Source organism: Streptomyces tateyamensis (assembly GCF_003205575.1).
Taxonomy (GTDB): domain Bacteria; phylum Actinomycetota; class Actinomycetes; order Streptomycetales; family Streptomycetaceae; genus Kitasatospora; species Kitasatospora tateyamensis.
In genome coordinates, this window is record NZ_PYBW01000006.1 from 1 (window position 1) to 14,887 (window position 14,887).

13 protein-coding genes are annotated in these 14,887 nt (G+C 73.7%); 6 read left to right on the forward strand and 7 right to left on the reverse strand.

Annotated features, from left to right (window positions below):
* Together C7C46_RS01290 and C7C46_RS01295 are read right to left on the reverse strand one after the other, a co-directional pair.
* A partial coding sequence (locus tag C7C46_RS01290; RefSeq protein ID WP_281278511.1) for a helicase-related protein occupies nt 1-1,611 on the reverse strand: 1,611 nt, incomplete at its 3' end.
* Nucleotides 1,612-1,622: 11 nt separating this feature from the next.
* Nucleotides 1,623-2,474 (reverse strand): class I SAM-dependent methyltransferase, encoded by an 852-nt coding sequence (locus C7C46_RS01295; RefSeq protein ID WP_110664682.1) that lies wholly within the window; start codon nt 2,472-2,474, stop codon nt 1,623-1,625.
* A gap of 381 nt (nt 2,475-2,855) precedes the next feature.
* Between C7C46_RS01295 and rpsA the strand changes: the two genes are divergently transcribed.
* Complete coding sequence (gene rpsA, locus C7C46_RS01300; RefSeq protein ID WP_110664683.1) at nt 2,856-4,346, forward strand: 30S ribosomal protein S1; 1,491 nt, start codon at nt 2,856-2,858, stop codon at nt 4,344-4,346.
* A gap of 224 nt (nt 4,347-4,570) precedes the next feature.
* A complete protein-coding gene (locus tag C7C46_RS01305) occupies nt 4,571-6,805 on the forward strand; it encodes an MMPL family transporter (protein WP_110664685.1) in 2,235 nt (744 codons plus the stop codon).
* A gap of 18 nt (nt 6,806-6,823) precedes the next feature.
* On the opposite strand, the gene C7C46_RS34675 is transcribed toward C7C46_RS01305, so the two are convergent.
* Both C7C46_RS34675 and C7C46_RS01310 read right to left on the reverse strand, forming a co-directional pair.
* A complete protein-coding gene (locus C7C46_RS34675) occupies nt 6,824-6,976 on the reverse strand; it encodes a hypothetical protein (protein WP_181442132.1) in 153 nt (50 codons plus the stop codon).
* Nucleotides 6,977-7,057: 81 nt separating this feature from the next.
* Nucleotides 7,058-7,501, reverse strand: a complete 444-nt coding sequence (locus C7C46_RS01310; protein ID WP_110664687.1) for a MarR family winged helix-turn-helix transcriptional regulator — start codon at nt 7,499-7,501, stop codon at nt 7,058-7,060.
* A 56-nt stretch (nt 7,502-7,557) separates the two neighbouring features.
* Between C7C46_RS01310 and C7C46_RS01315 the strand changes: the two genes are divergently transcribed.
* Both C7C46_RS01315 and coaE read left to right on the forward strand, forming a co-directional pair.
* Entirely contained in the window at nt 7,558-8,208 is a 651-nt protein-coding gene (locus C7C46_RS01315; RefSeq protein ID WP_110664688.1) for an MBL fold metallo-hydrolase, read from the forward strand.
* Between the two features lie 20 nt (nt 8,209-8,228).
* A complete protein-coding gene (coaE, locus tag C7C46_RS01320; RefSeq protein WP_110664690.1) occupies nt 8,229-8,822 on the forward strand; it encodes a dephospho-CoA kinase in 594 nt (197 codons plus the stop codon).
* A gap of 25 nt (nt 8,823-8,847) precedes the next feature.
* Here the strand turns inward: coaE and soxR are convergent, their stop codons facing one another.
* The gene (gene soxR / locus C7C46_RS01325) at nt 8,848-9,297 is read right to left on the reverse strand and encodes a redox-sensitive transcriptional activator SoxR (RefSeq protein WP_110664770.1); all 450 of its coding nucleotides are present in this window, start codon (nt 9,295-9,297) and stop codon (nt 8,848-8,850) included.
* A gap of 55 nt (nt 9,298-9,352) precedes the next feature.
* Here soxR and C7C46_RS01330 point away from each other — a divergent pair, with 55 nt between their 5' ends.
* Both C7C46_RS01330 and C7C46_RS01335 read left to right on the forward strand, forming a co-directional pair.
* On the forward strand, nt 9,353-10,021 hold the full coding sequence (locus C7C46_RS01330) for a thiamine pyrophosphate-dependent enzyme (RefSeq protein ID WP_110664691.1): 669 nt from the start codon (nt 9,353-9,355) through the stop codon (nt 10,019-10,021).
* Between the two features lie 29 nt (nt 10,022-10,050).
* Nucleotides 10,051-10,941: a transketolase family protein gene (locus C7C46_RS01335; protein WP_110664693.1), complete on the forward strand. Its 891-nt coding sequence runs from the start codon at nt 10,051-10,053 to the stop codon at nt 10,939-10,941.
* On the opposite strand, the gene treZ is transcribed toward C7C46_RS01335, so the two are convergent.
* A complete protein-coding gene (treZ, locus tag C7C46_RS01340; RefSeq protein ID WP_110664695.1) occupies nt 10,928-12,610 on the reverse strand; it encodes a malto-oligosyltrehalose trehalohydrolase in 1,683 nt (560 codons plus the stop codon). The genes C7C46_RS01335 and treZ overlap by 14 nt on opposite strands.
* The gene (gene treY, locus C7C46_RS01345) at nt 12,607-14,841 is read right to left on the reverse strand and encodes a malto-oligosyltrehalose synthase (protein ID WP_245983990.1); all 2,235 of its coding nucleotides are present in this window, start codon (nt 14,839-14,841) and stop codon (nt 12,607-12,609) included. Before treY ends, treZ begins: the two co-directional genes overlap by 4 nt.
* Between the last annotated feature and the right edge of the window lie 46 nt (nt 14,842-14,887).

Sequence of the window (14,887 nt, forward strand, 5' to 3'; positions counted from 1 at the left end):
GGGGGGGACCGGGCCCCCCCCCCGCCCGCCCCCCCGCCCGCGCGGCCGCGCGCAGGCCGGAGCCGGGGCCGCTCCCAACCGGCCGACCACCCGCCGGCTCTCCCGCCGCCAGCGCCCGCCGTAGCCCTGCGCGCCCTCGCCGCGCACCGAGCGCCAGACCTGCGCCAACTCGTCGCCCAGCGCGCGCGGCGGCTCCTCGCTCAGCAGGGCGACCAGCTCGGCGGCCTGCCGGGCACCGACCAGCGGCGCGCCGTCGTGCAGGGCCCGGGCCAGCCGCGGGTGCAGGCCGGTGCGGGCGAACAGCTTGCCCCGCCCGGTGGGCCGCCCGGCCTCGTCCACCGCGCCCAGGGCCAGCAGCACCTGGCGGGCGGCGGCCAGCGCGCCGGCCGGCGGCGGGTCCAGCAGGGCCAGTGAGGCGGCGCCCGGATCGCCCCAGCAGGCGGCCTGCAGCGCGAACGGCGCGAGGTCGGCCAGCGCGATCTCCGGGCGCGGGAACTGCGGCGCGCGGGCGTCCTCGACCTCGGCCCAGCAGCGGTAGACCACCCCGGGCGCCTCGCGTCCGGCCCGCCCGGCCCGCTGGCGCCCGGCCGCCAGCGAGGCCCGCACGGTGACCAGCCCGGCCAGCCCGCGGGCGTGGTCGGTGCGCGGCTCCCGGGCCAGCCCGCAGTCCACCACGGTGCGCACCCCGGGCACGGTCAGCGAGGACTCGGCCACCGAGGTGGACAGGATCACCCGGCGCCGCTCGCCCACGGCCAGCGCGGCGTCCTGCACCGGCTGCGGGGCCTGCCCGTGCAGCTGCAGCACCTCGGCGTCCACCGGCCCCAGCAGGCCGGCCACCCTGGCGATCTCGCCCACTCCGGGCAGGAAGCAGAGCAGGTCGCCCTCGTGCTCGGCCAGCGCCCGGCGCACGGTGGCCGCGACGTGCTCCAGCAGCGCCGGGTCCACCCTGGTGCCCTGCGGCGGGCGCACCGCGCGCGGCGGCGGCGCCCACACGGCCTGGACCGGGTGGGCCGTCCCATGGGCCGTCACCACCGGTGCACCGCCCAGTAGTTCGGCCCAGGCGGCGGTGTCGGAGGTGGCCGAGGCGACCAGCAGCCGCAGCTCGGGGCGGAGCGCCGCGCGCACGTCCAGCAGGAAGGCCAGCGCGGTGTCCGCGTCCAGGTGCCGTTCGTGGCACTCGTCCAGCAGCACCGCGTCCACGCCCGGCAGTTCGGCGTCCCGCTGCAGGCGCTGCAGCAGTACGCCGGTGGTCACCACCTCGACCGCGGTGGCGGGGCCCACCACGCGCTCGCCGCGCACCGTGTACCCGATCCGCCCGCCCACCTGCTCGCCGAGCAGCCAGGCCATCCGCCGGGCAGCGGCCCGCACCGCGAGCCGGCGCGGCTCGGCCACCAGCACCCGCCGCACCGGGGCGCCGGGCCCCTCCAGCAGCCCGGCCAGCGCGAGCGGCACCAGGGTGGTCTTGCCGGTGCCGGGCGGCGCGGCCAGCACGGCGGCGCCGGCGGTGTCCAGCGCGCGGGCCAGTTCGGGCAGCGCGGCCCGCACCGGCAGGTCGGCACGGAGGTGCCTCCCGGCCGAGGGCTGGGGGTGGGCGGTCGAATCGGCGGTCACCGCACCAGTATTCAGTCCCGCCGGGCGACGAAGATCGCCGTCCCCGGCAGGTGCCGCCCGCGCAGCGGGCTCCAGCCGCCCCACTCGGCGGTCAGTTCGGCCGGCCACTCCGGCTCCACCAGGTCGAGCAGCGTGAAGCCGGCCGCGACCAGCTCGCGGATCCGGTCGCCCAGGGTGCGGTGGTGCTCGACGTAGCTGGCCCGCCCGTGCTCGTCCTGCTCGACGTAGGGGGTGCGGTCGAAGTAGGAGCCGGTGGCGGTCAGACCCTCCTCGCCGGGCTCGTCGGGGAAGGCCCAGCGGATCGGGTGGGTGGTGGAGAAGACCCAGCGGCCGCCGGGGCGCAGCACCCGGTGCACCTCGCGCATCAGCGCGGCGGTGTCGGCGCTGAACGGCACCGCGCCGTAGGCCGAGCAGGCCAGGTCGAAGGCGCGGTCGGCGAACGGCAGCACGGCCGCGTCCGCCTGCACCAGTGGGACGGGCGCGCTCTGGCGGCCCAGGTCGATCCGGCGGGCGTGCTGGAGCTGACGGTAGGACAGGTCCAGGGCGACCGGGCGGGCGCCCTGGGCGGCCAGCCAGCGTGAGCACTGGGCGGCGCCGGCGCCGATCTCCAGCACGTCCAGGCCGGTCAGCGAGCCGGCCGGCCCGAGCAGCCGGGCCTCCTCCTCGTCCAGGCCCTCGGGGCACCAGGTGAACCGGTCGTCGCCGAGGAAGGCGCCGTGCTCCTCCTGGTAGTCGTCGGCGTTGCGGTCCCACCACTGCCGGCTGGCCCGCGAGCTCTCGCCGGGCGCCGCCGGGCGGCGCACCGCCGCGTCCTCCTCGGCCTGCCCGCCGTCGAGCAGGGCTGGGGTGGTGTCCAACGTCATCGTCCGCCTCGCGTAGGGTAGGGGCTGCGGAAAGCGCCGCTGCGTGGAACCGGCCCTCGCGGGACTCGGGACCAGGCGGTGGCATCCGGGGAAGCGGGCCCCAGCGGCTGCCACCCCACACCACGGCTCCAGGCCGGGTGAGGTGCGCAGTTGGAGGATATGGCCTGATCCATACCGGCCTGGACGGTCTCGCCAGCTTCGGCGTTGACCGTGCCTGGCTGTCCCCGTATGCTACAAGTTGCGCTGCGGGCCTGCGCGCCTCGGACGGAGCAGGTCGCGCTCGCATCTGTCGAAGAACTCCAGGGCTTTTCGGTGGTAGCGATACGGGCCCCCGCGTGGCATTACCTACGACTTCATGTCCGTACCGGAGCCCTTTTCCTAATGACGAGCCCCACCGACACCTCTGTCAGCACCACCCCGCAGGTCGCGGTCAACGACATCGGCGACGCGGATGCTTTCCTCGCCGCGATCGACGAGACCATCAAGTACTTCAACGATGGCGACATCGTCGAGGGCATCATCGTGAAGGTCGACCGTGACGAGGTGCTCCTCGACATCGGTTACAAGACCGAGGGTGTCATCCCCTCCCGTGAGCTCTCGATCAAGCACGACGTCGACCCGCACGAGGTCGTCAAGGTCGGCGATGAGATCGAGGCCCTGGTTCTCCAGAAGGAGGACAAGGAGGGTCGTCTGATCCTGTCCAAGAAGCGCGCGCAGTACGAGCGCGCCTGGGGCACGATCGAGAAGATCAAGGAAGAGGACGGGATCGTCACCGGTACCGTCATCGAGGTCGTCAAGGGTGGTCTCATCCTCGACATCGGCCTGCGCGGCTTCCTCCCCGCCTCCCTGGTCGAGATGCGCCGCGTGCGCGACCTGCAGCCCTACGTGGGCAAGGAGCTCGAGGCCAAGATCATCGAGCTGGACAAGAACCGCAACAACGTGGTCCTGTCCCGCCGTGCCTGGCTGGAGCAGACCCAGAGCGAGGTCCGTCAGACCTTCCTCACCACCCTGCAGAAGGGCCAGGTGCGCTCCGGCGTCGTCTCCTCGATCGTCAACTTCGGTGCCTTCGTGGACCTGGGTGGCGTCGACGGCCTGGTGCACGTCTCCGAGCTGTCCTGGAAGCACATCGACCACCCGTCCGAGGTCGTCGAGGTCGGCCAGGAGGTCACGGTCGAGGTCCTGGACGTCGACATGGACCGCGAGCGCGTCTCCCTGTCGCTGAAGGCGACCCAGGAGGACCCGTGGCAGCAGTTCGCCCGGACCCACCAGATCAGCCAGGTCGTCCCGGGTAAGGTCACCAAGCTGGTTCCGTTCGGTGCGTTCGTCCGCGTGGACGAGGGCATCGAGGGCCTGGTCCACATCTCCGAGCTGGCCGAGCGCCACGTCGAGATCCCGGAGCAGGTCGTCCAGGTCGGCGACGAGATCTTCGTCAAGGTCATCGACATCGACCTCGACCGTCGCCGCATCAGCCTCTCGCTGAAGCAGGCCAACGAGTCGCTCGGTGCCGACCCGGCCACGGTCGAGTTCGACCCGACCCTGTACGGCATGGCTGCCTCGTACGACGACCAGGGCAACTACATCTACCCGGAGGGCTTCGACCCCGAGGCGAACGACTGGCTGCCCGGCTTTGAGAAGCAGCGCGAGGAGTGGGAGCGCCAGTACGCCGAGGCGCAGTCCCGCTTCGAGCAGCACCAGGCCCAGGTCATCAAGAGCCGCGAGGCCGACGCCGAGGCCGCTGCCGAGTCCGGTGAGGCGGTTGCCGCCTCCGCCGGTGGCTCCTACTCGTCCTCCAGCGACGAGGGCTCCGGCGCTCTCGCCTCGGACGAGGCGCTGGCCGCCCTGCGCGAGAAGCTGGCCGGCGGCCAGAGCTGATCACGCAGTAGCCGGCTGACTGCTGGTTCGTTGGGCCCCACCCGGGATTCCGGGTGGGGCCCGCGTGCGTTTGACGCCGGTTCAGCGGCCGTGTGGGATCAACTGCGGAAAGTGGTGTGATCAGGGGCTCATCACATTTTTATGGGTCTTTTAGGACAGAACACCTAGCGTGGGATGAGTTGCCCGAAGGGTTCACGCCCCGCACGCTAGGCAGTTTCCGCTTGATGCGCCTTCGTACTGCTTCCCCCGCCACCCCCGCCGCCCCGGGCCGGCTCGCCGGCCTGGGCCGGGTCTGCCGCCGGTACCGGCGCTGGGTACTGGCGTTCTGGCTGGTCGTGCTCGCCCTCGGGGTGCTGATCGGTGGCCGGGTCTTCGAGGGCTCGGTCACCCACACCGCCGCCGGCGGGGCCGAGTCGGCCCGGGGCAGCGCGGTGGTCGCCGCCGCCGACCCCTCGGCCGGCACCGTCACCGCCGTGGTGAGCGGACGCCCGGTGGACACCCCCGAGGTCCGCCAGGCGGTCACCGCCGCCGCCCACGACCTGGCCGCACTGCCCGCGGTGCTCTCGGTCAGCGACTACTACCAGGGCGGCCCGCAGGCCGCCGCGCTCAAGGCGCAGGACGGCAACGGCAGCCTGGTCACCGTGAAGATGGCCGACTCGGCCACCGCCAAGCAGCAGGACGCGGTGGCCCAGCGGCTGAAGGCCGTTCAGGCGCCCGGTGCCCAGGTCGCGGTCGGCGGCGACCTGGTGGTGCAGCAGCAGGTCAAGGCGCAGACCCAGTCCGACACCACCTTCGGCGAGCTCGTCACGCTGCCGCTGACCCTGGTCGTCATGGTGCTGGTCTTCGGCGGCCTGGCCGCGGCCAGCCTGCCGGTGATCGGCGCGGTGGCCTCGGTGGGCGGGGCGCTGCTGGCCATGTTCGGGTTCAGCCGGATCATGGACCTGGACACCTCGGTGCTGCCGATCGCCACCGTGCTGGGCCTTGGACTGTCGATCGACTACGCGCTGCTGATGGTCAACCGGTTCCGCGAGGAGCGCGGCGCCGGGGTGGAGTTGGCCGCCGCGATCGAGCGCACGGCGGCCACCGCCGGGCGCACGGTGGCGTTCTCGGGCCTGACCGTGGCGGTGGCGCTCAGCGGCCTGTTCGTCTTCAGGAGCCCGGTCTTCCGCGCGGTCGCGGCGGCCGGGGTGTCCGTGGTGGTGATCGCGGTGCTGGCCGCGCTCACCCTGGTCCCCGCGCTGCTCGGCTTCGCCGGGCACCGGATCAAACCGCCCAAGCACCGCGAGCCGGACGAGGGCTTCTTCGCCCGCACCGTGCGCCGGGTGCAGCGCCGGGCGGTGCCGGTGGCACTGGTCTGCGTCGCGCTGCTGATGGCGGCCGGCGCGCCGTTCCTGAGCGCCGAGATGCGCAGCACCGGTGTCGGCGCACTGCCGGCCTCCTCCTCCGGGCGCCAGGTGGCGCAGACCATCCAGCAGCAGTACCCGCAGGCCGCGCCGGCCCCGGTGACCGTGGTGGTCGAGGCGGGGGCGCAGGCCGCGCAGCAGTACGCGGACACGGTGGTGGCCAAGCTGCCGGGCGTGTCGGGGGTGCGGGCCGTGCAGCCGGTGGGCTCGGGGAAGGTCAGCACGGTCGAGGTGCTGGTTCCCGGCGACCCGCAGGGCGGGGCGGCCAAGCACGTGGTGGAGGAGCTGCGCGCCGAGCGGGGCGGGCTGACCACCTACGTGACCGGGGACGCGGCCGGGGTGGTGGACTTCCAGCACGAGCTGGTCGACCGCGGTCCGTGGGCGCTGGGCCTGGTCGCGGTCGGCACCCTGGTGCTGCTCTTCCTGATGACCGGCTCGGTGGTGATGCCGGTCAAGGCGCTGGCGATGAACGTGCTGTCGCTGGGCGCCTCGCTGGGTGCGCTGACCCTGGTCTTCCAGCACGGCTGGTTCGCCGGTGCGCTCGGCTTCACCCCCACCGGCGGGCTGGAGACCTTCATCCCGGTGCTGGTCTTCGCCTTCGCCTTCGGGCTGTCGATGGACTACGAGGTCTTCCTGCTGGCCCGGATCAAGGAGCTGACCGACCAGGGGTACGGCTGCCGGCAGGCGGTGCAGCTGGGGCTGCAGCGCAGCGGTCGGATCATCACCTCCGCGGCGCTGCTGATGGTGATCGTCTTCGCCGGGTTCGCCGCCGGGCAGATGCTGATGGTCAAACAGATGGGGATCGCCCTGGCGGTGGCCGTCGCGGTGGACGCGACGCTGGTGCGCTGCCTGCTGGTGCCCGCCACCATGTCCTTCTTCGGCGAGTTCAACTGGTGGGCGCCGGCGCCGCTGAAGCGGCTGTACCGGCGGTACGGGCTGCGCGAGCACGTGGAGCTGCCGCCGGCCGCACCGGTGGCCCGGCCGGCCGCGGGCGCGGGTGTGGTGCCCGCGCCGCGCGCTCCCCGGGCCGCGGAGCCGGTGGTCGGCGTCCGCTGAGCCGGGTGCCGACGGCGGTCAGTGGCCGCCGTTGACGCAGGCGTTGCCGAAGTCCGAGCCGAGCGCGCCGACCAGGGTGTCGCTGGTGCAGGCCGCGGCCGTGCCGGCGCCGGTCAGGATCAGCGCGCACAGGGCGGCGGCGAGCAGCATCGAGGAGCGCAGCGGGTTCATCGGGGACGTCCTTCGTTCGCGGGCAGGGGAGTTGCCCTGGGTGCCCTGCTCAACGCGCGAGCGGCGCGGAGGTGACTGCGGTCACAGGTGCGCGGGCGGCGGGGTGATCCGGCGCACCAGGGCCAGCGCCTCGGCCAGGGTGCGCTGCTCCTCGGGCGAGAGCTGCTCGGCGATGGCGGCGGCCAGGCGGGCCTCGCGGCGGGTGCGCTGTTCGTGCAGGGTGGCGGTGCCGGTCTCGGTGGCGTGCAGCACCAGTTTGCGCCCGTCGGTGGGGTGCGGCCGCTGGGTGACCAGGCCGGCCGCCAGCAGCTGGGAGACGGTGCGGGCCATCGACTGGTGGCGCACCTTCTGACGCTGCGCCAGCTCGGCGGTGGTGTGCGGCCCTTCGCGGACCAGCCAGCCGAGCGCGCCGGCCTGCGGCTGGGGCAGCACCGATTCCTCGGTCCTCAGATGGCGCACCAGGTTGCCCAGCGCGCCGCGCAGGTCGGCGGCGAGCTGGTGCGGGTCGATCTCACTGCTGGTCATGGAGCCCAGTCTAGTCCTCCAGCAAAACTGTGCAGTTTGGCTGTATGGTTATCGGCATGCGACTGACCAAGTGCGGGCACGCGTGCGTGCGGATCGAACAGGACGGCACCACCCTGGTGATCGACCCGGGGCTCTTCACCGAGCCCGAGGCGGTGCGCGGGGCCGACGCGCTGCTGATCACCCACGAGCACTGGGACCACTTCGCCGAGGAGCGGGTGCGGGCCGCGCTGGCCGCCGATCCGGGCCTGCGGATCTGGACCAACCCGGTGGTGGCGCACCAGTTGGCCGGGCTCGGGCCGCGGATCACCGCGGTGGGCGAGGGGGACGCCTTCGAGGTGGGCGGCATCGAGGTCTCGGTGCACGGCCAGTGGCACGAGCTGATCCACCCGGACGTGCCGCAGGTCGCCAACGTGGGCTTCCTGGTGGGCGGCCGGCTCTTCCACCCCGGTGACGCGCTGACCCTGCCCGGGTGCGCGGTGGACACCCTGATGGTGCCGCTGGCCGGTCCGTGGACCAGGACCGGGGACCTGATCGACTACCTGCGCGCGGTCGGTCCGGCCCGGGCGCTGGGCATGCACGAGGCGATGCTGAGCGAGATCGGGCTCATGGTCACCGGGGAGAACTGGCTGGGCGCGAAGGGGCCGGGGACCGGGACCGACTACCGGTACCTGACGGTGGGTGAGTCGCTGGAGTTGACCGGCGAGTAGCCAGTTGCCATCCTGCCGCCATGCGGAAGATCGGACTGACGGGCGGCATCGGGGCGGGCAAGAGCGCGGTCGCCGAGCTGCTGGTGGCGCACGGCGCCGTGCTGGTGGACTCGGACCGGATCGCGCGCGAGGTGGTGGCCCCGGGCACGCCGGGGCTGGCCGCGGTGGTGGCCGAGTTCGGCCCGGGCGTGCTGGCGGCGGACGGCAGCCTGGACCGCCCGGCGCTGGGCGCGGTGGTCTTCGCCGACCCCGAGCGGCTGCGGGCGCTGAACGCGATCGTGCACCCGCTGGTGCGCGATCGCTCCGCCGAGTTGGAGGCGGCCGCGGCGGACGACGCGGTGGTGGTGCACGACGTGCCGCTGCTGGCGGAGAACGGGCTGGCGCCGCTGTTCGAGCGGGTGGTGGTGGTGGACGCCACCGAGCAGGTGCGACTGGACCGGCTGACCCGGCTGCGCGGCATGACCGAGTCCGAGGCGCGCTCGCGGATGGCCGCGCAGGCCACCCGCGAGCAGCGGCTGGCCGTCGCGGACCTGGTGGTGGCGAACAACGGCACCCGCGAGCAGCTGGCGCAGCGGGTCGCGGAGCTGTGGGCGGAGCTGACGCAGGCTCAGTAGCCTGTCATTGTCCGTCTGCTGCCCCTCAGCGGGCTCGGCGGGGCAGCAGCTTGCGGGCGCCCGGCCCCTCGGCGCCCTGGACGTCCCGCGGGTTGTACAGGGCGCAGCGCTCCAGCGAGAGGCAGCCGCAGCCGATGCAGCCGTCCAGGCGGTCGCGCAGCCGCCGCAGGTCCTCGATCTGCTCGTCGATCCGCTGCTGCCAGGTGGCCGCCACCGGCTGCCACTGGGCCTGGGTGGGCGCGCGGTCCGGCGGCAGCGCGGCCAGGGTGGCCGCCACCTCGTCCAGCGACAGTCCCACCGTCTGTGCCGCCCGCACGAAGGCGATCCGGCGCAGCGTGTGCCGCTGGTAGCGCCGCTGACCGCCCGCCGAGCGCTCGGCGTGGATCAGGCCCAGCTCCTCGTAGTAGCGCAGCGCGGAAGGGGCCACGCCGGCGCGGGCGGCGAGCTCCCCGATGGTCAGGACGGTGGACACCATGCGCACGATGATAATCGCTTGACTTCAAGTCGACTTGAAGTTGCAGGCTGTGCCCATGACCACGAGCTACGCGCAGCTGCCCGCACTGATCAGCCGGATGACCGGCGCCGAGAAGCACGGCCCGGCCGCGCTCTCCACCCTGGACGCGCTCTGGGTGCTCTACGACCGGGTGCTGACCGGCACCCCCGAGGACCCCGACCGGGACCGCTTCCTGCTCTCCAAGGGCCACGGCCCGATGGCCTACTACGCGGTGCTGGCCGCCAAGGGCCTGCTGCCGGTCGAGTGGCTGGACGGCTTCGGCGACTACGACTCGCCGCTCGGCCACCACCCGGACCGGCTGCTGATCCCGGCCGCCGAGATCGGCTCCGGCTCGCTGGGCCACGGCCTGCCGCTGGCCGTCGGCACCGCGCTCGGCCTGCGGGCCCAGGGCCGCACCGCCGCCGTCTGGACCCTGATCGGCGACGCCGAGTTCGACGAGGGTTCCAACCACGAGGCGCTCGCCTACGCCGGCGCGCTCGGACTGGAGCGCCTGCACGCCGTGGTGATCGACAACAGCTCGGCCACCCACGGCTGGGCCGGCGGCATCGCGGCCCGGTTCGCGGCCCACAACTGGTCCACCGCGACCGTGGACGGCCACGACCACCAGGCGTTGTTCGAGGCGTACACCGCCCGGCACCCGGGCCGCCCGCACGCCGTCATCGCCCGCGTCGAGCCCAAGAACTGACACCGCGACACCACGAGGGGGACCCTGCCATGGACACCATGCGCGAACGCTTCACCACCGTCACCACCGAGCTGCTCGAGCAGGACCCGCGCACCGCCCTGGTGCTCGCCGACATCGGCGCCGCCCCGTTCGAGGAGGCCGCCCGCCGCCACCCCGACCGGGTGCTCAACGTCGGCATCCGCGAGCAGCTGATGATCGGGGTCACCGGCGGCCTGGCGCTGGCCGGGATGCGCCCGATCGCGCACACCTTCGCCAGCTTCCTGATCGAGCGCCCCTTCGAGCAGGTCAAGCTCGACCTGGGCCACCAGGGCGTGGGCGCGGTGCTGGTCAGCGCACTGGGCTCGTACGACTGGCCGACCGGCGGCCGCACCCACATGGCCCCGGGCGACGTGGCGCTGCTGGACACCCTGCCGGACTGGACGGTGCACGTGCCCGGCCACCCCGACGAGGCCGAGACGCTGCTGCGGCACGCGGTGGCCGACGGCGACAGCCTGGTGTACGTGCGGCTCTCCGCGCACCAGAACGCCGAGCCCCAGCCGGTCGAGCCGGGCCGGTTCCTGACCCTGCGCCAGGGCGGGCGCGGCACCGTGCTGGCGGTCGGCCCGATGCTGGACGCGGTGCTGGCCGCCACCGAGGGGCTGGACCTGACCGTGCTCTACGCCGCCTCGGTGCGCCCCTTCGACGGCGCCGCGCTGCGGGCGGCCGGCCACGCCGACGTGGTGCTGGTCGAGCCCTACCTGGCCGGCACCTCCAACAACGAGGCCCACCAGGCGCTGGCCGACCTGCCGCACCGGGTGCTCGGGCTCGGCGTCCCCCGCGCCGAGCACCGCCACTACGGGACCATGGAGGAGCACCTGCGGGCCTACGGCCTGGACGCCGCCGGCCTGCGGGCCCGGATCACCGCCTTCATCCCTCGCTGATCACGCAGGACCGTGCCCCGAGCGTATGGGCCGTCAGCTCGCCCCAGTGCGCGACGGGGCGCCCAGGCGGCAGCTCGGTGGGCTTGTCGGCGAAGTTGACGGTGATCCGCAGCCGCCCCCGGTGCACCGTCAGCTCGCTGGGCCCGGTGTCCACCCGCACGGCGGACAGGTCGCCGTCGGTCAGCTCCGGATACTCGCGCCGCAGCCGGATCAGCCGCCGGTACCAGTCCAGCAGTTCGGCGTGCCGGCCCGAGCGCGGCTCGGTCCAGTCCAGGGTGGAGGAGAGCACGGTGGCCGGCGCCTGCGGGTCGGGCACCTCCTCGGCCGTCCAGCCGTAGGCGGCGAACTCGCGGCGCCGGCCCTGGCGCACCGCCTCGGCCAGGTCCGGGTCGGTGTGGTCGGTGAAGTACTGCCAGGGGGTGCTCGCGCCCCACTCCTCGCCCATGAAGAGCATCGGGGTGAACGGCGAGGTGAGCACCAGTGGTGCGGTCAGGGCCAGCTGGTCCAGCGTCAGGCGGTCGCCGATGGCCCGGTTGCCGACCTGGTCGTGGGTCTGGGCGTAGCCGAGCAGCCGGTGGGCGGGCACGGCCGGGAACGGGCGGCCGTGGTGGCGCTCGCGGAACGAGGACCAGGTGCCGTCGTGGAACCAGCCCCGGGTCAGGGTGCGGGCCAGGGCCGCGGTCGGGTCGGCGCCGAAGTCGGCGTAGTAGCCCTTCGACTCGCCGGTGACGGCGGCGTGCAGCGCGTGGTGGAAGTCGTCGCTCCACTGGGCGGTCAGGCCGTAGCCGCCGGAGCGCACCGGGTCGGTGTGCCGAGGGTTGTTGAGGTCCGACTCGCCGATCAGGAACAGCGGGCGGCCGGTGGCGGCGGCCAGGGAGACCACCGCCGAGCTCAGCTCCTCCAGGAAGTGCACGGCCCGGTCGTCCACCAGGGCGTGCACCGCGTCCAGCCGCAGGCCGTCGATCCGGTAGTCGCGCAGCCAGGCCAGCGCGCTGCCGATCAGGTAGGCGCGCACCTCGTCGGAGCCGGGCGCGTCCAGGTTCACCGCCGAGCCCCACGGGGTCTGGTGCCGGTCGGTGAAGTACGGGCCGAACTGCGGCAGGTAGTTGCCGGACGGGCCGAGGTGGTTGTGCACCACGTCCAGGATCACGCCCAGGCCCTTGCGGTGCGCGGCGTCCACGAAGCGCTTGAGGCCGTCCGGGCCGCCGTAGGGCTCGTGCACCGCCCAGAGCGAGACCCCGTCGTAGCCCCAGCCGTGCCGGCCGGGGAAGGGGCAGACCGGCAGCAGCTCGACGAAGTCGATGCCGAGCTCGACCAGGTGGTCCAGGCGCTCGATCGCCCCGTCGAAGGTGCCGGCGGGGGTGAAGGTGCCCACGTGCAGCTCGTAGACGACGGAACCGGGCAGCGCCCGGCCCCGCCAGCCGGTCTCGGACCAGCGGAAGGCGGCGTGGTCGACCGCCCGGCTCGGGCCGTCCGGCCCGTGCGGCTGGCGCGGCGAGCGCGGATCGGGCAGCAGCTGCCCGCCGTCCAGCCGGAACCCGTAGTCGCCCTGGGCCGGGGCCTCGCCGCGCCACCAGCCGCCCTGCTCGGCGGTCAGCGGGTGGCGCTGCCCGTCGACCTCGACCTCGACCTGCCGGCGCGCGTGCGGCGCCCAGACCTGGTACTTCACTGCGACTCCCGGATCAGTAGGGCGACCGTGTCCACCACTCCGGTGAACTGACGGCCGGTCAGCTCGTCGCGCCACCGGCCCGGCAGGTCGAGGGTGGCCGGGGTCCCGCGCCGGGCGAGGGCGTACGGCAGCCGGGTGACGGCCACCGCCAGGTCGGGGCCGCGCCGGTAGGCGACCAGGTGCTCGTCGGCGGGCAGCGGGCTGTACTCGCCGAGCGGGCGGGGCAGGTGCAGCGCGGTGCGGGTCAGCTGGAGCTTGCGCTGGGCGAACACGGTCAGCTCCGCCTCCGGCACGGTGAAGTCCACCGGCGCCCGGTTGTCCGGGTCGACCAAGGTGTACAGCGGGCGCTCGCCGCCCTGGTAGAGGTCGGGCACGCCCGGCATGGTCAGCTGCAGCAGGGTCGCGGCCAGGCTGTTGGACTGCGCGAACGGCTCCAGGAAGGCGACGAACCGCTCGATCCGCCCAGACAGCTCGGGGTCGGCCAGGACCGCACGGGTGTAGTCGGCCAGCGCCTCCTCGTACTGCGGGTCGGCGGCGGTCCAGCTGGTGGCCAGCTTCGCCTCGCGCACCGACTTCAGCAGCACCCCGACCAGCCGGTCCGGCTCGATCGGCCAGGCCGCCACCAGGGTCTGCCACAGCAGCCACTCGGCGTTGCGGTCCGCCAGCCCGCCGGCCAGCTCGGACCAGGCCGAGCACTCGGCGAGCCACAGGTCGGGCAGCTCGGCCAGCACCGCCAGGCGGGCCCGGGCGTCCGCGCTGCGCTTGGTGTCGTGGGTGGACAGCGCGGTCATGGTGTGCGGCCAGTCGCGCTGCATCGACTCGCACCAGCCGTGGAAGTCGGCCACCGAGATGCCCGGGTGCGCCGGGTCGCCGCCCACCTCGTTGACGCTCAGCAGCGGGTACCAGCGGTAGAAGGCGGTGTCCTCGACGCCCTTGGCCGCCACCGCCGAGGCGGTCTGGGCGAACCGGGTGCGGAACTCGTCCTTGGCCGGGCTGTTGCCCAGGTGGCCCTGGGTGAGCAGTTCGACGAACTGCTTGGTGGACTCCGGGGTCACTATGGTCCGCTCGGCCGGGAAGGGGTAGGGCCGGTAGACGGTGTAGTGGGTGAACAGCTCGCACAGCGCGGCCCGCACCGCCAGCGGCTCGTGGTCGGCCAGCGCCGGCTCCTCGGCGCAGATCCGCTCGGCCAGCCGGACCAGGCGGTTCATCTCGGAGGCCAGCTCGCCGTGCGGGGCGGTCATCTCGGAGCGGCCCCGGCGGGCGGCCGCCATCGCGGTCGATTCCACCCCGGTGTACTCGGCGTAGTGCTCGGTGAGCCGGGCCGTCCCCTCGCAGTCGGTGAGCACCGCTCCGATGTGGCGCAGCGCGTCGTAGCCGGTGGTGCCCGCGCACGGCCAGTCGGCGGGCAGCCGCTCCAGGCCGGTGAGGATCTTCTCCACCACCACGTAGGCGTTGCCACTGGCCTCGGCCAGGCAGCGCAGGTAGCCGCGCGGGTCCGCCAGCCCGTCCGGGTGGTCCACCCGGAAGCCGTCGATCACCCCCTCGGCGTGCAGCCGCAGCAGCACCGCGTGGGTGGCCCGGAACACCTCGTGCCGCTCCACCCGCAGGGCGATCAGCTCGTTGATGGTGAAGAACCGGCGGTAGTTGAGCTGGGTGTCGGCCAGGCGCCACCAGGCCAGCCGGTAGTGCTGACGGTTCAGCAGCTCGGGCAGCGGCAGCTGCGCGGTGCCCGGGCGCAGCGGGAAGACGTGGTCGTAGTAGCGCAGGGTGTCCTGGTCGACCTTCAGCTGGTCGAGCACCGCGCCCAGCCGGTCGCCCAGCACCGGAAGCAGGATCCGCCCGCCGTGGGCCGCCCAGTCGATGTCGAACCAGTGCGCGTACTCGGACTGCGGGCCGTCCCGCAGCACGTGCCAGAGCGGGGAGTTGAGCCGTTCGGGGACCGGCAGGGCCATGTGGTTGGGCACCACGTCGGCGATCAGCCCCAGGCCGTGGCGCCGGGCGGTGGCGGCGAGCGAGCGCAACGCCCGCTCGCCGCCCAGCTGTTCGCTGATCCGGGTGTGGTCGACGGTGTCGTAGCCGTGGGTCGAACCCGGGGTGGCCTCCAGCAGCGGTGACAGGTGCAGGTGGGACACCCCGAGTCCGGCCAGGTACGGGACGGCGGCTTCGGCATCCGCGAGCGTGAAGGCGGGCTGGAGTTGCAGCCGATAGCTCGCAGTGGGAGGAGAGATCACACGCCATGCCTACCCGGTCGACCGGCCCCGTATGACCCGATTCGAT